The following is a 22612-nucleotide window of genomic DNA, read 5'->3' on the forward strand; positions in this document are numbered from 1 at the left end:
CCATCATTCTGCAGGCGATTGATCCAATAACATTCGACAACGCACAATGGTGTGCCAGTGGAATAGTCTTGAAGGTCAGATTTGATCGTTTGCTCGCTTTCCCATCCAGAGCAAATATCTCATTTGTTGGGAACAGATCTGGCCCGGCCGATTGGACGCCCTTGCGTTCTTTTAGCATTGGCGCCCAGCCGGCTTGCCGTTCTGCGGCCGGCTGGGCTCCCGCTTTAGAACTGAATTTTCACACCCACCTTGCTGCCGAAGCTGGAGTAATTTGAGCCGGCGTCGCCTTCGACTTGGAAGAAGCCAGAGATCGGCCCTTCGCCATCGAGTGTGATCCCGGCCTCGACGTGGCCATAGGTGCCAAGCGGGTTGTTTTGGAAGTCAACAACATCGCCCAATACGCGGAAGCGAACGTCTGCCTCGCCGCTGAATTCGCGCACGGCGCTGGCATCAAGGAAGTAGCCGATCCTAGTGCTACCCCCGGTCTTGCCATAGCCGCCGAGGCGAATGCCCGCGGCGCCGCGCAGGCCATCGAGGTTGTCGAACTCGAAGCTTGCCGCATCGACGATGAGATCGTCCAGATCCGTGCGTTGCAGATCCAGGCTAACGCGCGGCTCGATATAGAAGCGCTCGCCGCCAATCCGGTAGCCCGCATCGATCCGCGCGCCAAAGGCCTGGCCATCAAGCTGGCCGGTGAAACCGCCCTGTGCCGGATCGGACAAATCACCCGAAATGCTATCATATTTGAGCAATGCGTCCGCAAAGAAGCCGCCCGTCTCAAGCGAGGCCGACAGGCCGATATTGAGCACATCGAACACAGCGCGGGTGCCGGTGAGATCCTGACGGAAGCTGGAACTGAGATAGCCGCCAGTCACGCCAAGGGTCAGATTGTCACTGAGCTTGTGATCCGCGCCGCCTTGGAAGCCGAAGAAATCCTGCTCGTAATCAAGATTGGTATCGGCCAGCCCAATTCCGGTTGGGTCGGCAAACTGCTCATCGCGCTGAGCCACGGAGCCATAAGCGACCGCCCATGCAGGCGAAGCATCAGACCCATCAAAGCGTGCCGAGGCGCGGTGGTCGGCCCAGGCATCGGCGCTGCGATACCAAAGAGCCTGCGCCGCCTCGGCGATCTTGGTGCTTTCAAACACACGCTCTTCAAGCTCGATTGCGACGAGGAAGTCGTTTGTTGCCGCATCGAAATTTAGCTCAAAGGCGAGGAACGGTGTGGCCGATCCCGCGTCTGCCACCACGCTGAAGGCGCTTGCCTCTGTGCCCGCACCAGCATCAACAACGACAACGTCATTGCCGAGCGAGAAATCGCCATCGACGACATTGATCACCAGACCGGTGTTGCCGGTTGCAGCCCCGTTGATCGTCAGGAAATCGCTCGTACCAGCAGCGAAGCTGACATCGAGGCTAAGCTCCCCGCCATCTCCGGCGAAATCACCCGCAATGGAAAGCACCCCATCGGCGCGGCCATTGGACAGATCGATGAGACCGGAGCTTTGCAATTGTTCCAAACGGTCAAACTGAGCTGAGGCCGCAATGAACAATGTGCCGGAGTTGGTGAGTGTATCCTCGCCTTCGCCAAAGTCGCTGATCCCCGCCGCGTTGAACGTACCGGAGTTCAGGAATTGGTCGTCGTTCGCGGAAAGCTGCACTGCGCTGGCGAGTGTGCCAGCATTGTCCAGCGTGATCACGCCTGTGTCCGCTCCACTGGCGAGGACAGCAAAGTCGCCGCCGCTCAATGCGCCTGTATTGCTGATGGAAACCGCGCCGCCTGCGCTTGAGACATCAATCCCGTTTTGCGCGCCCGCCGTATCGCCGCCAACAATGATACCGATTGTGCCAGCACCCGAGGTTGTCGCCGCGATACCAGAGACCGTGCCAGTGATATCGCCAGCGTTCTGAATATCGATCACGCCGCCAGTGGTCGTCGCAGTGATGCCATTGCCGCTAGTGCCGATAACCGCATCAATGTCGCTAACGGTGATCGCGCCGCCTGCCGTGAGCAGGTCAAGGCCATCGCCTGCGAGCCCTTCGACCAGATCGATATTGGCGATCGTAATATCACCCGTGGTTGGCCGCACATAAATACCATCGGCCGCGCCAGTGACGCTGCCCGAGGAACCTCGCACCGTGATTGCACCGCCAGTTGAGCGTGCATCAATGCCGAAGCCCGCCGTGCCCGTAACAATCGCAGTCGAACCAAGCGTGATCTCAGTCGCACCGCTGGTTGCATTGGTATCAATGCCAACCGCGCCGGTCACTTCATTCACCAGCATGGTGATATCGCCGGCGCCCGATTGCTGCGCCTGAACACCGATAGTCGCGCCGGTCACTGCGCCAGCATTGCTGTTGACGTCGATGCTCCCGCCCGTGCTCGTCGCCAGAATGCCAATCGCAGCCGTTCCGGTCACATCGGCTGTGGTGATGTTTAATCCACCGGTTCCAGTGTGTTCAGCGGTGATGCCATAAGTAGCGCCCATGACTGCACCTGCGCTGCTGTCCACGCTAAGGCTGCCACCTTCGTTGATAGCATAAATGCCCGCATCGCTGCCTCCCGTAACGGAGGCGGTTACGATCGTCAGATCGCCTTCACCTGCGTTAGATGCAAAGACTCCGCGCAACCCGCCGCTGACTGAGCCAGCGGAGCTGTCGATCGTGAGGTCAGTGCCGTAGGCACGGGTGAAGATACCATTGCCGCTCTCGCTGACAATGTCTGCGGTCGTGATCGAGGTTTCGCCTGCCCCGCTCCCGCGGGCATAGATGCCGGTGTCTGCGCTGTTCACTGAACCTGCTGTGCTGTCCACGATCAGGTCTTGTCCGTCCGAGCCAGTAGAGGCGAAAATGCCGATGCCGCCTCCTTCAGAATCGCCAGCATCGAGCGCATACACATCTGCCGTGGTGACAAACGTGGAGCCAGTTCCATAGTTTTGGGCGATCACACCATTCGACGCACCAGCGACTGCTCCTGCCGAGCTATCGATTATGAGATCGGTGGCGGTTGCTTCGTTGCGTGCCGCGATACCAGCACCTTCTACACCCGTCACATCACCGGTCGTGATCGACAATGCACCAGTGCCCCTGTTGCGTGCATCAATGCCATCTTCGCCGCCGGATATGGTTCCTTCCAAAGTGTCGATGGTCAGATCGCCAGTGCCAGCTTGGTTGCTCGCAAAAATGGCAGTATTCGTCGTGCCGATCACATCAGCGGTTGTGATCGTTAAGTCACCTGTGCCGCGATTGTCCGCATAGATACCGCGCGAATTGCCAGTAACCGTTCCGGCAGTGGTGTTGACAGTCATATCAGCGCCATAAATGCCGCCTTCGCCATCATCGTTGATGGAAATGCCTTCACCAGACGCCCCGGTTACATCGGCGGTGACAAGTGTCGCATTCCCAGTACCGAAATTGGCGATCCGAATTCCTTCGGTTGAGCCGCTAACAGACCCCGCACTGCTATTAACGACAATGTCGCCAGCATTAGAACCCGTTCCAAACTGAATGCCAGCGCCGTTTTGCCCGGTCACATCAGCCGTCGTGATGGTGGTCGTACCCGTTCCGTTATTGGATGCATTGATGCCATCTTCGCCGCCTGTGACCGTGCCAGCCGTCGTGTTGACGAGAAGGTCTGTCCCGCGGCCGATGACATCAATGCCATCGCCAGCGGTGCCGGTTACATCAGCCGTGGTAACAGTGGTGGCGCCGGAGCCGTTATTGGCTGCATAGACCCCATCATCGCCGCCGGTGACAGCGCCAGCGGTGCTGTCAATTGTCAGGTCAGTAGTGTCGGACCCGTTATAGGTGTCAATCCCGTCATCCGTTGTCCCGGTGACCCCTGCGGTCGTGATGGCGGTGCTGCCGCTGCCCATATTCGCAGCGGTAATCCCATCGGTAAGGCCCGTGACGGTCCCTGCAACGGAGTTCACAACCACATCCGTACCAGAGGCCGAGGCGTTAATGCCTTCGCCGCCTGTGCCGGTGACATCCGCAGTCGTCACGCTGGTGTTCCCGCTGCCCAGATTGACCGCGCGGATACCGACCGCTGCGTTCACAGCATAATTGGTGGTGTTGATCGTGATATCACCCGTCCCGCCCTGAGCAGAGCCATCCACGCCATATGTCGTGCCCGAAACCTCGCCCGAGGTGCCGATGGTGATCGCGCCGCCATTGTCGGCATAGGCCGCAATGCCCACGCCATCGGTCGCAGTGATCCCTCCGAACAGGCCAACATTGTCGATCGTGATATTGCCGGTGTCCGCATTGGCAAAGATGCCATTGCCGCCAAGCCCTGTGATCGTGCCAATGTCGCTGACCGCGATATTGCCGCCGTTCGATACAAGGTTCAGCGCATCGCCCGCCTGGCCGGTCACGCTGTCGAGCCCCGTAACGGTGATGTCCGCGCCCTCTGTCGATGCTGCGATACCGGTTGTTGCGCCGATCACATTGCTGGCGATGCCTTCGCCGCCTTGGACAAAGATATTGGCGGTGTCTTGCGACGTTGAGGCCAGAATACCCTCTGCGCCCTGGCCCGTCACATTGCTGACCGTAATGGTCAGATCACCAGAACCTGCATGATTGGCGTAAATACCGCGATTGCCGCCAACCACAGCGCCGGCGCTCGTGTCGATGACCAGCGTGTCGCTATCCGCATCCGTCGTCAGGTTCACCCCGTCGCCGCCCGTTGCCGTTAGACTGCCTGTCGCAATCGAGACAGAACCTGTCCCCTGATGGTTCACCGCAATGGCATTTTGACCTGCGGTTATGGTCCCTGCAGTGGTGTCAATCGTAACATCTGCGCCCTCAGCATAAGCGGTTACGCCTGATCCCGCAGCAGCATCCACATTGGCCGTAGTTATAGAGACTGAACCACCGTTAGCCGACCCAGCCACACCATCAACGCTCGCATCGATACTGCCCGCAGTGGTATCAATGATAACATCGCCGCTGCCGTAACCAATGCCAGCCACTGCAAACCCGTAAACGACGGCTATATTGCCAAATGTCGACACATCTGCGGTTGTGATGGAGACAACCCCATCACCACTGCTGTTCCCTGCGACACCAATTCCACCTGCCGACACCGCACCTGCGGTCGTATCGATGGTAACATTGCCATCACCGCCATTTACAATGACACCAAAACTATCTTCATCGCTGGCGGTAACGTCCGCAGTGGTCACTGACACATCGCCAGCGCCATCATCGTCCTTATCGACACCAACCCCTAGGGAGCCGCCGCTCACGCTGCCTTGTGCCGTGTTGACGATTACGTCGCCTGCCCCCTCTTCAATCTCGACAAGAACGCCTGCGTCACTGCCTGTGACATCAGCCGTGGTGATCGTGGTAAGGTCTGTCACGAAACTGCGCGCATTAATACCGTCTTCACCGCCAACGACCGCACCGGCGCTGGTGTCGATGATGAGCTCAGTGCCGGAGAAGGCCGTCACCTCAATGCCATGATCAGTGGTGCCGGTCACATCGCCTGTCGTGATCGAGGTGATGCCTGTCCCACTATTTTCGGCGAAGATACCCAACTCATCAGATGTCACTGCGCCTGCGGTCGTATCGATAATCAGATCGGTCGCATCATCAGCATCATTGTAGGCGTAAATGCCGTATTCTTCGCCGATTACATTGGCCGTTGTAATGGACAAGGAACCTGCAGCATTGTTCTGAACAAAGATGCCGTATTCACCGCGCACTGTGCCTGCGGTGCTGTCGATAACGACATCGCCTGCCTCATTGCCCAGCTCAATGCCTTTGCCCGTAATCCCGGTGACATCGCCGGTTGTGATCGACACCAGGCCGGCACCCTCATTGCCGATTGAAATAGCGTTGTCGCCGCCAGTTACAAAACCCGCAACAGTGTTAATGGTGAGACCTGTTGTGTCCGCCCCATTGTCAAGGTCAATACCATCACTGTCTTCGCCCATGCCGTTCACATCGGCGGTGATGATCGTGGTGGAGCCGGAGCCATTATTGATTGCAAAAATGCCGTCTTCGCCGCCAACAACCGCGCCTGCTGCGCTATCAATGGTGAGGTCGCCCGTGGTTGCAAAATTGCGCACAGAAATGCCGTTTCGGCTGCTTCCCGTAACTTGCGCGGTCACAATCATTGTGTCGCCAGTGCCGGAATTGACAGCGTCTATTCCATTGTCAGTGCCGCTCACAGCGCCTGCTGAACTATCAATCGTCAGACCAGTGGTGCTCACCCCAGAAGAGGCTTCGATACCCGAAATTTCAATGATCCCGGCGAACAAACCGTTGGGATCGATTTGTCGTATTCCAGCAACGTCGGCGGTAGTGATCGAAGTCAAACCAGAGCCGTTGTTAACGGCAGTGATGCCGCCAAACTGGCCAGTGACACTACCCGCGCTAGAATCGATCACCAGACCGGTCGCGGGCGCGAAATTGAATGCAGCGATTCCGGAGATGCGTTCGCCCGTCACATCGGCCGTGGCAATCGTGGTTATGCCAGTGCCATAGTTGCGCGCAACAATGCCGGATTCACCGCCAACAACCGCGCCGGCGGCGCTGTCAACAGTAAGGGCGCCCGTGGTTACATCAGCATTGAGGGCGTAAATCCCATCGCCCGCTTCGCCATCTACATTAGCCGTGGTGATGGAAAGATCGCCTGTGCCGCGGTTTTCTGCATAAATGCCGTTGGTCGCACCCATTACGGCGCCTGCAACCGTGTTAATCGCAATATCAGCGCCATACACGCCCAAGCCATTGTCGCTCGCGTAAATACCATTGCCCGCCAATCCGGTGACATCGGCGGTGGTGATTGTCGCGTTCTGTCCATCGGCATAGTTGCGCGCGTTAATTCCGTCTTGCCCACCTATGACCGGGCCTGCGCTCGTGTCGATAATCAGCTCACCAGCAAGTTCCCCATGATAAATATCAACACCATAGCCGCCTTCACCAGTTACCGCACCAGTCGTGATAACCGTGTCGCCAGTGCCATAATTGCGTGCAAAAATACCATTGTCACCGCCAACAACCGCTCCCGCGCTGGAGTCGATGGTCAGATCAGTGGAGCCGTTACTGTTACGGACTTCAATTCCAGTTAGTCCCCCGGAAAAGACGTCGCCCGTTATGATCGTTGCCGCGCCGGAACCCTCATTGCTGACAAAAATGCCTTGATTGGAAGATGCGCCGGTCCTAATTTCTCCTGCGCTGCTGTCGACCAGCAAACCCGAACCGCTTGTGATCACATCGATGCCGCGTACATCTTCTCCACCGGCATATACGTCGGCAGTGGTAATGCTGGTGAAACCCGATCCGTAGTTTCCAACGGCAATTCCTTCGCCGATACTGCCCGTGACAACGCCCGCCGTCGTATCAATGCTGATCGCTCCGGCATTGGCGTCAAAGTTCTGCGCTCTGATGGCGTCACCATTTGTGGCGGTGACATCGGCAGTGGTGATCGAAAGATCGCCTGTGCCGCGATTGTCAGCGGTGATCCCGACTAAAGCTCCGGTGACGCTGCCCGCAGTGGAATTGACAATAAGGTCAGTGCCATAAGTGCCTTCACCGTCATCGGTCGCCTGAATCCCGTAGCGCGTCAGGCCAGTCACATCACCGGTGACAACCGAGGTGACGCCAGAGGCTTCGTTCATGGCGCGGATGCCGATTTCTTGGCCGCTAACTGCTCCTGCGGTTGTATCGATCAAAAGGTCGGTACCAAAGTTCCTTGCCCTAATCCCGTCGCTGCCTGCGCCTGAGACATTGGCGGTGGTGATCGACAAGGCGCCGCTTCCGACGTTGGAGGTATTGATACCGTTCGTATCGCCGCTGACCGCGCCAGCAACAGTATTGATAGTGAGAGCGCCTGCGCTGAGGCCGTTGGAGGCATCAATCCCATCGCCGCCTTCACCAGTTACCGCACCAGTTGTGATAACCGTGTCGCCAGAGCCTTCATTGCGTGCAACAATGCCATAAGTTGCGCCAACAACCGCTCCCGCGCTGGAGTCGATGGTCAGATCAGTGGAGCCGTTCCTGTTACGGGCAACAATTCCAGATAGTCCCCCGGAAAAGACGTCGCCCGTTATGATCGTTGCCGCGCCGGAACCCTCATTAGTGGCCAAAATACCTTGATTGGAATATGTCCCGGTCCTGATTTCTCCCGCGCTGCTGTCGACCAGCAAACCCGAACCGCTTGTGATCACATCGATGCCGCGTCCATCTTCTCCACCGCCGTATACGTCGGCAGTGGTAATGCTGGTGAAACCCGATCCGTTGTTTTCAACCTCAATTCCTGTTCTGAAACTGGCAGTCACAGCACCAGCGGTGGTGTCGATGGTGATATCACCCGACGCCGCATCATTTTCAGCGCGAACTCCATAACGGCTCGCGCTAGTCACCGCCGCAGTGGTGATCGAAACGTCGCCGCCATTGGTATTGCGCACATTAATACCGTCTTGGTCAGCAGAAACGCTACCTGCGCTGGTGTCGACTAACACATCGCCTGTACCGTTGATTTGAGCCAGAACGCCGGTGCCATCTTCGCCGCTATCCAGGGCTGTGACATCGCCAGTGACAATCGAAGTTTCGACCGAAGCGCCGCTGTACACTGCAATACCTTGATCGCCGCCAAGAACAGCGCCTGCCGAAGTGTCGATAGAGAGATTATCGGTCTGGGAAGAGACGTTTGCGAGGATCCCTTTACTGTATTCATCGGCACCTGTGACGTCGCCGGTTGTGATCGACACATCGCCGGAACCTTCGGATACGACACTCAAGCCATCGAAGGATCCAACAACCGCGCCAGCGGTAGTGTCGATTGCAATGCCTCCAGCCGTCGCTGCATTGCTCACATCAATGCCTCTGCGATCGTTGCCAGTCACATCTGCTGTTGTGATCGTCGTTGTGCCAGTGCCATAATTGCGTGCGTAAATGCCATTGTCACCGCCGCTTACCGCGCCAGCGCTGGTGTCGATCGTGAGATCGGTTGTCTCAGCGCCCTGATTTCTTACGAAAACTCCATCACTATCCGCAGAGATGACATTGCCCGTTATGATCGTTGTCGCGCCAGCGCCGTTATTGTCGACGAGAACAGCAAGCCCGCCATCATAGTAAAGGTTGGTTACTGCGCCCGCACTGGTATCGACAAGCACGCCAGAGCCGCTTGCAACAACCTCAATGCCGCTATTGCCCTCGCCATAGCCAGATACATCGGCGGTGGTGACGCTGGTGAAACCAGATCCGTTGTTTGTTGCTCGAATGCCAGTCGAAAAGGCGCTGCTAACCGCGCCGGCAACGGTGTTGATCGTGAGATTGCCGGTGCCAGCCTGATTGGCGGCGTCAATCCCGTAACCTGATCCGCCTGTCACATCACCGGTGGTGATGGTCGTATCACCCGCTCCATTGTTGAGCGCATCGATGCCGGCGGAACTGCCGCGCACATCGCCTGCCGAGCTATCGATGGTGAGATCGCCAGTGCCGCTTGCAACAACCTCAATGCCGCTATTGCCCTCGCCATAGCCAGATACATCGGCGGTGGTGACGCTGGTGAAGCCAGATCCGTTGTTTGTTGCTCGAATGCCATTGTCACCGCCGCTTACCGCGCCCGCGCTACTGTCGATGCTGAGGCTACCCGCTCTTCCATCGGCATTTATGGCGTTGATCCCATCGCCCGCTTCACCATCCACACCAGCTGTGGTGATGGAAAGGTCGCCAAAGGACCGGTTTTCGGCATAAATTCCGTCAGTCGCCCCGGTGACGACGCCTTGCGCGCTGTTGATCGCAATGTCGCCCGGGCCATACCCGTCATTATCATCATCTCTGGCAGAGATCCCGGCCCCAGACTGACCCGTCACGTCGCCGGTGATGATAGTGGTGGATGCATTATAGCCGCGATTGATGGTGGAAATGCCGCGATTGCTGCCCACGACATCGCCGGCGCTGCTGTCGACCGTTATACTGCGCGAATAGTAGTTAGTTTCGACATTGATGCCATCGCCGTTTGCACCCGATACATCGGCGGTGGTGACAGAGAAATCGGAGAAACCATCCGCAGACGGATCTTGCGAGACGCTGATACCATCGTTGGCACCCGTCACCGTACCGGCAACGCTGTTGATAGCTACATCGCTATAATAGCCGCGCACGCGGATGCCATCATCGCCGCTGCCGCTAACATCGGCCGTCGTGATTGAGAGACTTTCAAAGCTCTTGTGGTATACCTCAATCCCGTCATCGCCGCCCGATACCGCGCCTGCGGTGGTGTCGATTATAAGCCTATCGGCAAATTCGGTGGTATAGGCGTAAATCCCGTCGATTCCGGCGCCATCAACGTTCGCGGTCGTGATGCTGGCGTCGCCCGACCCATAGTGTGCCAGTTGAATCCCAAACCCGCCCCCGCTGACAGAGCCTTGAGTTGTATCGATGGTCACCTGAGCGCCGTAATTACGGACAGATACGCCATCGTCATTGGCAACAACATCCGCTGTAGTGACCGATACAGCGCCGCTGCCATAGTTGGCCGCGTAGACGCCGGTGTCATCGGCGGACAATGCGCCAGCGGTGGTGTCGATGGTGAGGTCGGTGGCGCCGCTTGCATTACGCGCGTAAATTGCGTCGCCGCCCTCGGCAACAACATTGCCCGTTGTGATCGTTGTCGCGCCGGAACCTCGGTTCGCTACATAAATAGCATAGTTGCTATAATCCCCGGCTCTCACATCGCCCGCGCTGCTATCCACGAGCACGCCCGAACCATTTGTCTCCACATTGATTGCGTCGCCGCCTTCGCCATAGGCATCTACGTCGGCAGTGGTAACGCTGGTGAAACCCGATCCGTAATTGCGGACCCTAATGCCCCCACCTACAGCGCTATTGATAGCGCCTGCGCTGCTGTCGATGGTGAGGTCGCCCCCGCTTGCAGCATTGTAGGCATCAATCCCGTTGCCGAAGATATTATTTACATCAGCGGTGGTGATGGACACGTCACCAGTGCCAAGATTGACCGCTCGAACTCCGTCGTTATCGCCGTTGACGGTGCCAGCGCTGGTGTCGATGGTGAGGTCGGTGGCGCTGCTTGCGTTAAGCGCGAAAATTCCGTAGCCGCTCTCGGAAGCAACATTGCCCGTTATGATCGTTGTAGCACCGGAACCTTGGTTCGCTACATCAATAGCATGTCTGTTTTCCTCCCCGGCTCTCACATCGCCTGCGCTGCTGTCCAAGAGCACGCCCGAACCATATGCCTCCACCTCGATTGCGGAGCCGCCTTCGCCTTCGCCATCGACATCTACGCCAGCAGTGGTAACGCTGGTGAAACCTGATCCTCTATTGCGGGCCCTAATGCCCACAATTTCATCGCTAGTGATAGCGCCTGCGCTGCTGTCGATGGTGAGGTCGCCCCCGCTTGCAGAGTTGTAGGCATTAATCCCGTAGCTGTTGTCACTATTTACATCAGCGGTGGTGATAGAAACGTCGCCAGTGCCAAGATTGACCGCTCGAACTCCGTCGTCAAAGGCGGACACTGCGCCAGCGCTGGTGTCGATAGTGAGGTCAGTGGTGCCTTCCCCACCATTGTATGCGTAGACCCCAATTCCGTAGGCGGAATCGACATTGCCGGTTATGACCGTTGTCGCGCCGGATCCATAGTTCCGCACATCAATAGCATAGTTGCTATCATCCCCGCCTCTCACATCGCCCGCGCTGCTATCAACGAGCACGCCCGAACCATTTGCCTCCACCTCGATTGCGGGGCCGCCTTCGCCATCGACATCTACGTCGGCAGTGGTAACGCTGGTGAAACCCGATCCGTAATTGGTAACCTGGATACCAGTTTCATAACCACCAGCCACCGCTCCGCCAGTGGTGTCGATAGTAACAGCGCTCCCGCTTGCAGAGTTGTAGACCCGAATGCCGTAGCTGCCTTCGCCGGTTACATCCGCAGTAGTTACCGATATGCTGCCCGTGCCGCTGTTGGCCGCGTAAATACCGCGGTCGCCTCCAGTTACCGCTCCGGCGCGGCTATCAATGGCGACGTCGCCAGAGGTATTGTTGTTGGCATAAATCCCGTCGCGGGCCAGACCGGTCACATCGCCGCCCGTGGTGATGTCAATGCCATTGTCAACATCATAAACATCAATGCCGAAGCGGTCGGCAATAATTGAGCTGGAGCCGCTCGACTGGGTAATCACAACGGAATTCGCGCCGTTTATGTTGATGCCATCGCTGTTACTAGCGCTCGTATCAAGCTCGAAGCCGTCCTCCAGCGTGACGACCACATCGCCGCCATCGCCCGACAGATCTTGCACCTCTGTCGCTGGATCGCCACTATCCTGGCACACAAAATTGTTCGGCGTGATCTCCACACACGCATCCTGCGCCTGAGCAAATGCGGGCGAACTTGCCGCGAGTAGAGCAGCTGGAGCCGTGGACCATTTTAGCAATCGGCGGGCAAGAGAAAGGGTCGATGATCCTTGCCCGCCGACTGCCTCTGAACTTGACTCTGGACAAACCAGGCCAAGCTCAGGAGAGAAACTCGCTGCAATTCCTTTGAACTTTGTGACACGTCCGCCCCGCAGCATGGCTGACCGGCTCCAGCGCAGAAAATTGTTCGCCCCAAACGCCACGTTGTTGAGCTTCAGTGCGCTTGAATTCGTGTTATTTGCTTGTGTCATTTTGCCCTCGATGCGCTGCTGATTGTTGAGCGCGAATTCTTGTTTGAATGGTTTGCTGCTGAGCTGATCGGCCCGGCGAAAAATGCGGTGTTTTGATGCTTGATTGGCTAGGTTTTGAGCTTGTCAAAGGTGAGCAATGTCGCCGCATCCGTAGAGCTGGGCGACACAGTCATGGGACAGCGGAAGCCCTCGACCAGTTCGATGTCATAAAGTTCGCCAATGTCGCCATCGATCCGGAACCAATCGGCGCAATTGCCCGATTTGAGGTCAATCACCTGGACCCCGCACCATGGCTCGCTGTCGGCCTTCTTCAGGCGCTCATCAAGCTCCAACCCCTCGAAGCGTTTGTAGCGCGGGCGCGACAGGCCAACGAAGGCAAAGCCATCGTGGAACGACAATCCGCGCAGGAAGCCGGGGCAAAACGCGACCGGCTTAAACTTGCCCATCTTCGCCTTGCCTTTTGGCATTTCGACATAGCCAAGCTCGCCCGTGCCCGCATTCAGCACCCACAGCTTGCCATTATGCCAGCGCGGCGAATGCGGCATGGACAGCCCCTCGCACACGATCTTGCCGGACTTAACATCGATCACCACACCGCCATCGGCGCGGCGATCGCGCCAGCCATCGATTGTGTCGGATTTGGAGACCGCCGTGACATAGGCCGGGGCGCCATCGCGCATCGCCAAACCGTTGAGGTGGCACCGATCTTCATCAACGATATCGCTGATAAATTCAGGCTTCCAAATCGGATCAAATGAATGGCGCTCAGACACCTTGGCGAGGCAATTAAAGCGGGTGTTGACGAACACGATAGAACCATCGGCCATCGCGCCAACATCATGCGCGTCGAGTTGCCCGGTCACATAATGTGTCCGCGGCATAAAACAGGCGTCATACGTTTGGTTGATCCGCTCGTCAGGCCCGAGCACGTTTTCCAGGCGCATGATTTGCGCACCGGTCGACATAACCAGACGGCCATTGCCATCCGCACACAAACCCATCGGCTTTGGCATTCCTGATTGGTGAAGCTGCGCTTTGCCCTGAGCATTGCTGCCCAGCATATAAAGCAGACCAGACTGGTAAGATGTGAAAGCAAGCGCCGCGTTCATTCCATGCAGCCGCTGAAGTAAGCCGCCAGACAGGGAATATTCCGCTTTGGGCTCTTTGGGCCGCGCCTGGCTCGCTGTAACGCTTTGCGGCGTCGATGCCGCTCGTTTGGTTGGTGCTGGCTGTTGAGATGATTTCGCGGCTGTGTTTGACATCATTGAACCTTTTAATGGCAGTCTGTTGGTCGACGACCGGCTGCCGACATTCGGAAAGAGTAAGACTGGGTCAGCGGCTGCCTCGCTCCTGACCCAGTAATTCTACGCCTCAGAACTCGCCGGCGACGCCTGCGCGAACGCTGGTGGAATTGCCGCCTGCGTAGGTGACCCCGGCGGTGATGGCGAAGTCGCCTTCGAACCGGTGCATCAGGCCAGCGGAGAAGCCCACCTCACCGCGATAGGTCGCGACGTTGGAGGCGTAGCTGGTCTTGCCCGCTTCGCTGGGAAAATGCGGCGCTGCTTGGGCCGCGATGGAGGCAATGCCGCGCTGCGCATCACGGTCAATTGTGTCGGTGAGATCAAACAATGTGCTGACCCGCCCGCTGAGCGCATCAAACTGCGCGGTGGAGACTTGGGCAACGGCATTGAGCGCAACGCGCACATTGTCGACTGAGGCCGCTGTCGCCACGCTTTGACGACCCAAAGTCCCGTTCGCGTCCACGGTCACAACGTCGACTGGACCCTGCTGAGCCGCCGTGCTCGCATCGATATCACCGATGCGTACCGATGAACCGGTACCGCCCAGCGTCACTTGGTTGGCCGCTGTAGTTGTCGCTCCTGCGCCCAGCGCCGTTGCCCCATCTTGAGCTGCATTCGCGCCTTGACCAATCGCGCTTGCGCCCACTCCGCGCGCATCAGCCGCATCGCCAATTGCGAGGGCTTGCACCGCTAGCGCCTGGCTGTTCGAGCCAATCGCTGTCGCTTGCTCTAGTGTCGCGCGGGCAGAGCCGCCAATGGCAACGGCGTTCGCGCCGCGAGCAAAGGTTCTGTTACCCAGCGCAAAGGCATCATCGCCCCGCGCAACAGCATCCTCACCCAGCGCTGTTGCCCGAACCGATTCAGCCAAAGCGCCAGAACCCACCGCCAAAGCGCTCACCCGCGTTGCGCTTGCACCTGCACCAATCGCAATGCCGTTATCCTGCTGAGCATTCGCATCCCCGCCAATGGCAATCGAGCCTGCGCCGGTGGCATTTGCTCTAGCAGCCCCAGCAAAGCTGTTCACACCGCTGGCAATGGATTCAGCACCGATGGCCGTTGCGCCCTCAGCCGCTGCTACTGCGCCCGGTGCTTCATCAAGTTCGAAACGGCCTCCAATAGCTGTGGAGCCCGCTGCCGTGGCTTGCGCGGCAAAGCCAGCCGCCAAGGAGGTTTCGCCTAGGGCACCGGAGAAAAATCCAATGGCTGATGCGCCGTCATTGGATGCAATGCTCGACGCTCCAACAGCTAGCGCGGTAAAGCCACTAGCCGAAGAGTTGTCGCCAACAGCGGTCGCTCGAGCGCCTTCGGCGGTTGACTCGCTACCAAGGGCAACAGCGTCCTGTGACGTTGCTTGCGCGTTATTGCCAAGGGCAACCGATCCGAATCCTGCTGCGGAACTGTCTGCACCTATGCTGGTCGAAACGGCACCTGCTGCGTCAGAACGATCACCCAGAGCAGTGCCCTGAGAGCCGCTGGCCACGGCTTCTGACCCGCCAGCAAAGCTGCGTATGCCGCTGGCAATGGACTCAGCGCCGATGGCCGTTGCTCCAAGCGCCGACGCTTGTGCGGTCTCGCCAGCCGCCAAGGAGGCCGCGCCAGTGGCACTGGAAAACGCTCCAAAGGCTGCTGCGCCGGCACTGGATGCGATTGACTCGCTACCAAGGGCCAACGCGCCATCTTCGTCTGCCACTGCGTCAAGGCCAAGAGCAATCGCTCCCTCGCCGTTTGAGACGGCTTGCGATCCAATGGCGATAGCATCGGAGTCGTTCGTTTGTGCCCCCAAGCCAAGCGCGATTGAACGGGCCTCAGTCGCAGCCGCATCTGAGCCAATGGCGATCGAGGCAATACCGATCGCTTGTGCGCCAAAATCATCAGCATCCGTACCATCACCACCGATAGCAACGGAGTAATCCCCGCGGGCGCGCGCGCCGAAGGCGCCAGCAAAGCCGTTCACGCCGGACGAGCTAGCGCTGAAACCAACGGCAGTTCCCCCTTCTCCATTGGCGGAAGCGCTGAAACCAATGGCAGTTCCCTCTTCTCCATTGACTTGTGACGCGCTGCCGACTGAGGTGGCTCGGACTGCCATTGCAAATGCCCCTGTGCCGACTGCGGTGGCTCTATCTTCGCTTGCGATGGTTCCAGCGCCCAAAGCAACAGCAAATTCTTCACTGGCAGTAGACAAGAAGCCTAGGGCAGTGGAATTTAAAGCTTCGGCAATAGAGCGGTCGCCAATGGCAATCGCCGAATCCGCGCTGGCAGATGCATCGACACCGATTGCGAGGGCATTTTCTGCACTTACGTCGCTATCAAAACCAATAGCAATGGAGGCCAATCCTGAGGCTTCTGAACTGCGGCCAAGCGCGACGGCATTGTCTGCGGCTGCAACGGCTGTGGCACCAAGGGCAGTGGCACTATCCCCAGCGGCCGCGGCACCGCGGCCAATGGCCGTGGCTTCTTCATCAAAGGCCACGGTGCCTCTGCCAATGGCAATTGCATCCAACGAACTGGCATTTGCCCCCGAGCCAATGGCAATGGTATCGTCAGCGGTTGCTTGGGCTGCGTCACCAAGAGCAACGGAGTCTCCTCCGCTGGCTGTTGTTTCACGGCCAATGGCAATTGCTGCTTCTCCAGAAGCGTCTGCATTGAAGCCTATCGCCGTGGCGCCGGTTGCTGTCGCTTCGGCGCCCACGCCGCAGGCCAGCGAGCTGTCATCGCCTGTATTATCCGTGGCGCCGCCATCATTGTCAGTGCCCACATCAATTTCGCCATTATCATTGCGGTCAAGCAAGCAGGTATCGGCCTGCGCAGTTGTTGGCTGAAGGCTAAGCGCAGCGATGGTTGCTGCCGCTGCGGTCGAAAGTAGAGCTGTCTTTTTCACGTTCAAAATTTCCCCTCATGGACGTTTCACAATGCAGGGATGGTATCCATCGGCTGTGAAGCGTGTCCGATCGACCAGCGCCCGATCAGACGGGGAAACGCGTCCGGCTCAAAGGGTCGAATGAGCCAAACGCGCGCCCTCGCTGACCGGGACACTGATCTTGGATGCAGTTGTAGAGGAGAGCCGAACGGGCCCGATATAACGTAATCACACCATTTTTCGCCATAACGAAGAATAGTGTGAACCCATTATAACCCTTGTGCCCGAAATGCGTTACAGGGGGCGTATGAATACGGATGAGGTGAAGCTTTTGCGGACAGTCAACCCGCGCAATCATGCGGGGTTTGGTTGCGTGCGAACCTCGCCCAGACAACAGGTCAGCTCGCGCCTCCTCTCACTGCTCTTTGCGCTTTTGGCGTGCTGCGTGATGATCGCGCCCGCTTCTGCCGAGGCAAGCAAGCCCCCGCTTGCGCTATTCTTGCTGAGCGAGACGCCCACTGACGTTGAGACGACCACGCGAAAGCTGACTTACTTTATTGACCGGGACAATCATTTAACCCCGGACCAGATTTGGTCGGGCGCATTGGATGCAGAAATGCAGCGAGTCGCCAAAAGCGAACCCAATTTCGGATTTCAAAAACACCCCGTCTGGTTGCGTCTGCCGCTCGCCAATGATTCCGGCTCTGAAGCCGAGCGGGTTTTGCTGATGAAGACCAATTACGTCTCCGAGATCGACGTTTGGCTTAAACGGCAAGACGGTGCAGAGCGGCTGCTCAGCCAGAGGCGAGACAGCCCTTTCACCAGCCGCCCAATTGCCTTTCATCAACTGGCAGCATCATTCGCACTCCAGCCGGGCGAAGAGGGTGAGATCTGGATCAGATACCGCACCGATGGCCTGACTTCGATGCCGCTGGAGATCCACTCCGATTTGGGCTTTGCGACCCATGCCGCCGGAGAGATGGCCAGCGATTTTGCCTTTTACGGCGTGATGGTGATGCTGTTCTTCGCAAGCCTAGGCGCCTTTGCGATCACACGCGCGGTCATATTCCTGTGGTACGGCGGCTATGCGGCTCTCGTCACGACCTATATCTTTCACCGCGATGGCTATGCCTTTCAGTTCATGTGGCCTGAATATCCTGCGCTGAACAGCGTCGTGTCGATCCCGCTTTCGGCATTCCTCGTCATATTCGCGGCGCAGTTCACACGGGTCTTTCTGGCAACGGCGGACACCATGCGGATCCTCGACAAGATCCTGCTAACTGTGATCGGGGTACACATTGTGGCTCTTGGCAGCAGCCTGTTCCTGGATTTGGAACTCATCAGGCAATTGATGACATTCAGCATTCCAGTAAGCGCGATGATATTCCTAGGATCGGGCATTGCCGCTCTGCGCCGCAAAGGAATGAGCGCCATCGCCTTTGTCCTTGGCTGGTTTGGTATTGTCGCTGCGTCGATTGTCACGTTCACTGCGCATTGGCTCGACATTGAAGTAACGCGCGCAGCTACGCTCGACACGATCCGCGCCGCGATGGTCTTTGACGCGGTGATGATGGGCGTCGCCTGCGTCAGTGTGATTATTCAATGGCGGCGTGATCGCGAGAGGCTGATGGAAGAAAAGCTCGCCTCGGCCGAACGCGATATGCAATTGCGCACCCGGCTAGCGATGATTGAACAGAACAATCAGATGGTCGAGGATATGCTCGATCAATCGAACCGGAAGGTCGCCGATACAACGCACGATTTGCGCCAGCCGATCTTTGCCCTGCGCTCTGCAATATTGAACCTGTCAGCCAGGCCCGGCCACAATGACAGCGATCTTGAATCGATCGAGGCATCGCTCGATTACATGGAAAGGCTTGTCGAACAAAATCTCGATCAAGCGACCGAAGCCGCCCCGATGAACAGCTCGCAAGAAGAGCCCATTCCCGTTCAACGCGTGCTGGCTGCGGTGGGTGCGATCTTTCGGGAAGAGGCAGAGGCGGCGGATGTCGATTTGCGCATCGTCCCCAGCACCGGCGTGATCAGCGGCAACACCGCAGAGATACTCCGCATGCTGAGCAATTTGATCGGCAACGCCATTGCCTATTCGGGCGCCGACAAAATCTTGGTCGCAGCCAGACAACGCGAGGGAGGTTTACGCTTTGACGTGATCGACAATGGCAGCGGGATCGCGCCAGCAAGGATCGAACAGTTAAAACAGCGTACGGCCAGAGACGAAAATGCCGAGCAAATCCGGCCCGAAGGCAAAGGGCTTGGGCTGTCCATCGTCCAAGAGCTGGCCGAAAAGCTGGGCTCACAGCTCGAAATCGCCTCACACAAAGGGCGCGGCAGCCGCTTCACCTTTGTAATTGAGACCACAAGCAATGCACCGTTGGCATGATAAAGTCACAGGGTCTTGGCTTGATCCATTAAACCGTCACGGATCGCAACAGATAGCAATTCCGCAGCCGAATGGACTTTCAGTTTGCGCATCAGATTGCTGCGATGTTTGTCCACAGTATTGGCGCTAATACCCAGCTTTTCACCAATCACGGCGTTTGTTTCCCCGCGCGCGATACCCATCAACACTTGCTGTTCGCGTCCGCTCAGCGCGGTGGTCGAGCTGCCGGATAATACTGTCTCGACTGATTCGGATCGCAGCGATTTGCCCGCCATGATGTACGGCAGTGCATCGCGCAATTCATCCAGCTTGTCTGATTTGAGAAAAATGCCAGCGACATCCAATTGATCAAGCTGCGCCAGCAGCCCGGGTGCGGTAAGACCGGTTAGCACCACAATAACACAGTCCGGGCACCAGCGCTTGATCTCGACGATGGCTTCCATCCCGCTGAGATGAGGCATGGCTAGGTCACAGATAACCAGATCAGGATTGCTTTTGCGGATATGAGTGATCAGTTCCAGGCCATCCGCCGCTTGCGCAACAACTGTGTAATCATCCAGATGTTGCAACAACGTGGCCACGCCCTCGCGAATGAAGGGATGGTCATCAGCGATGATTGTCCGCACTGCCATAGCGTGGTTGCTGATGGCGCAAGCGATACTCATCGTCAATCTGAGCGGAACTGACTCAAATTGCGTTTAACCGAGCTTTTGACCTGCTGTTGCGGTGGCCAGGTCAGATATCAAGGCAGGTCGCGTCAGCTCCAGTCGAACAGAAATTCCGAAGTAGAGAGGCGGTTTGCAGCGGCTCGAAAGCCAAATTGCAAACCGCCCCATCGCTGGGCAAGGCGGCTGCCGGTTAGAAGCCGAACAGCACCCTTGCCCGCGTCCCGATATTGCTAGCGAACCGGCGCGTCATTCCTCCTCAGAACCCAAATGCCACGCCAGCCTGAGCGACCACGGAGCCGTCACCCGTATTGCCAGCGACCCCAGCTCCGATTGCAAAGCTGTCACTCACGCGGCCAGTGAAGCTCGCGGCAAAGCCCTGCTGACCGCGATAGGTCGCGATATTGCCTGCGATAGTGAAGGCCTTGTCCGGCATGGCGATGGCGCTGCCAAGCGCAGCAGCCGCTGCGATCCCGCCGCTGGTGCTATCGCTCAGCTCTTCAAGCCGGAAATCGAGATCCTGCACCCGCCCGCTAAGCGCATCAAACTGCGCGGTGGAGACCTGCGCGACCGCATTGAGCGCCACCCGCACATTGTCGACTGAGGCAGCGGTGGCCACGCTCTGACGGCCCAGCGTGCCGTTGGCGTCCACCGTCACCGCATCAACAGGGCCGACCTGAGCGGCTGTGCTGGCATCAATGTCTCCAATCCGCACCGAACTACCGGTACCGCCCAGCGTCACTTGGTTGGCCGCTGTTGTGGTCGCCCCTGCGCCGATCGCAGTTGAGCCTTCCTGATTGACAAACGCACCATTGCCTAGCGCCAGTGCATCGGCGGCCTGCGCCCGGGAACTCCCCCCGATAGCAATCGCACCAGCAATGGTTGCACGGGCATTACCGCCAATCGCCGTTGCCTCCGCGCCGCGAGCAAAGGTGCTGTTACCCAATGCAAAGGCATCATCGCCGCGCGCCACAGCACCCTCGCCCAGCGCAGTTGCGCCCGCCGATTCAGCCAAAGCACCTGTACCCACGGCCAAAGCGCTCACCCGCGTCGCACTAGCGCCTGAACCAATCGCAATGCCGTTATCCTGCAGAGCATCCGCATCCGAGCCAAGCGCGATGGCCTGAGCGCCAGTCGCGTTTGCCGCTGTACCACCGGCAAAGCTGTTCACGCCGCTTGCGGAAGAGTCCGCACCGATGGCGCTGGCCCCGTCAGCCATGGTTGATGCGAACCTGCCCAAAGCAATTCCGTCGACATTGGTAGCCAATGCGCTTCGCCCGATAGCGATGCTATCGGTGGCCTCACTTCCCACCGCTGTAAATGTGCCGATCGCGATACCATTTACAGCCGCGTTGGACAGTCCTGAACCAATCGCAATCGCTCTATCGGCAAGAGCCCTAGCGCCGCCTTCGCCATCATCTGAGCCAAGCGCGACCGCACCAATGCCGCTAGCGATGCTGGCTTCACCCAAGGCAATAGCGCCGGCACCCGTTGCCTCCGCAGCAAAGCCAACAGCGGTCGCTTGAACGCCTTCGGCGTTTGCACCGCTACCAAGGGCAAGAGCGTTCTGTGCCGTTGCTCGCGCGTTCAAGCCAAGGGCAGTGGCCGCTCTTTCAGTGGCCAATGTAGCACCGCCAATGGCAACTGATGCAAATCCCCTGGAAACAGCCCCCTCAGCCCCAAGTCCGCCAATTGCCACGGAGCCATCCCCTTCAGCTTCGGCAAAAGTCCCAATGGCGACTGCATCGGAATTAGTAGCGCTCGCCTGCCTACCAAGGGCTACGGCATTTACTCCAGCAGCGTTTGCCAGCCTACCAAGGGCTACGGCATTTTCCGCTTGTGCGTCAGCGTTTTCGCCAATTGCGATAGCAGAAACCGAATTGGCGTTGGCAACGGTGCCAATTGCGACGGCATTTTCTGCGGCTGCTTGACTTGCAAGACCTAGAGCAACGGAGAATTCCCCGAATGCGTCCGAGAGGCGGCCAATGGCAATGGCACCGTTGGCTGTCGCATCCGCGTCAGCACCAAGAGCAACAGAGTCTTCTCCGCTGGCTTCTGAAAAGCTGCCAATCGCTGTGGCGCGTGTCGCTGTAGCATCCGCGCCCACGCCGCAAGCCAGCGAGCTGTCAGCGCCTGCATCATCAGTCGCGCCGCCATCATTGTCAGTGCCCACATCAATTTCGCCATTGTCATTGCGGTCAAGCAGGCAGGTATCGGCCTGCGCAGGCGCGGCGGTAAGAGTAAGCGCGGCCAAACTTGCGGTGGCTGCGGTCGAAAGCAAAAGTGTCTTTTTCATGTTCAAAATTTCCCCTCATGGAAGTTTCACAATGCAGGGATGGTATCCGTATCCTGCAATCGGGTGTGAAGCGTGTCCGATCGATCAGCGCCCGATCAGCGGGGCGCGCGCTGACCGGGACACTGATCTTGGACGCAATTATAGGGGAGAGCCGAAAGGGCCGGATATAACGTAATCACACCATTTTTCATGGGCCGCGAAAAACAGCGAGAACCCATCATGAGGTGCTGTCAGTCTAACGCGAACTCGTCTCTGCTAGACGTGAAGCGCCCCAACCTCGCCGTTCTTCAGGCCATAAGGTTGTGCCACTCAGCCAGTGCGGCTGAGCGGCGGGTCTTGTAATTTTGGCGATCGATAAGCTGGCGCTGCGAGGTGAAGTGAAGTGAAGTGATTGGGGACGTTGGCATGGACGGATGCGAACTTCTGTAAGCTCTTCATCCTCCAAAATCGCTGC

6 protein-coding genes are annotated in these 22612 nt (G+C 58.0%); 1 reads left to right on the forward strand and 5 read right to left on the reverse strand.

Annotation, left to right across the window (positions count from 1 at the left end):
- Positions 1 to 224: 224 nt before the first annotated feature.
- The 3 genes from AC0V6M_RS14725 to AC0V6M_RS14735 form a co-directional block, all read right to left on the reverse strand.
- Positions 225 to 12638, reverse strand: coding sequence for a hypothetical protein (locus AC0V6M_RS14725; RefSeq protein ID WP_486139531.1), 12414 nt, complete (start codon positions 12636 to 12638; stop codon positions 225 to 227).
- Positions 12639 to 12745: 107 nt separating this feature from the next.
- Positions 12746 to 13900, reverse strand: a complete 1155-nt coding sequence (locus AC0V6M_RS14730) for a TIGR03032 family protein (protein ID WP_486139532.1) — start codon at positions 13898 to 13900, stop codon at positions 12746 to 12748.
- Positions 13901 to 14009: 109 nt separating this feature from the next.
- Positions 14010 to 16817 (reverse strand): YadA-like family protein, encoded by a 2808-nt coding sequence (locus AC0V6M_RS14735; protein ID WP_486139533.1) that lies wholly within the window; start codon positions 16815 to 16817, stop codon positions 14010 to 14012.
- 427 nt (positions 16818 to 17244) lie between these two features.
- Between AC0V6M_RS14735 and AC0V6M_RS14740 the strand changes: the two genes are divergently transcribed.
- Complete coding sequence (locus AC0V6M_RS14740) at positions 17245 to 19197, forward strand: sensor histidine kinase (RefSeq protein ID WP_486139534.1); 1953 nt, start codon at positions 17245 to 17247, stop codon at positions 19195 to 19197.
- 5 nt (positions 19198 to 19202) lie between these two features.
- Here the strand turns inward: AC0V6M_RS14740 and AC0V6M_RS14745 are convergent, their stop codons facing one another.
- Positions 19203 to 19829 carry a response regulator gene (locus AC0V6M_RS14745; RefSeq protein WP_486139535.1) on the reverse strand — a complete coding sequence of 209 codons (627 nt, stop codon included), beginning with the start codon at positions 19827 to 19829 and terminating at the stop codon, positions 19203 to 19205.
- 292 nt (positions 19830 to 20121) lie between these two features.
- Positions 20122 to 22158 carry a hypothetical protein gene (locus tag AC0V6M_RS14750; protein ID WP_486139536.1) on the reverse strand — a complete coding sequence of 679 codons (2037 nt, stop codon included), beginning with the start codon at positions 22156 to 22158 and terminating at the stop codon, positions 20122 to 20124.
- Positions 22159 to 22612: the final 454 nt, after the last annotated feature.

It is taken from the genome of Erythrobacter sp. JB3-1 (genome assembly GCF_057364995.1).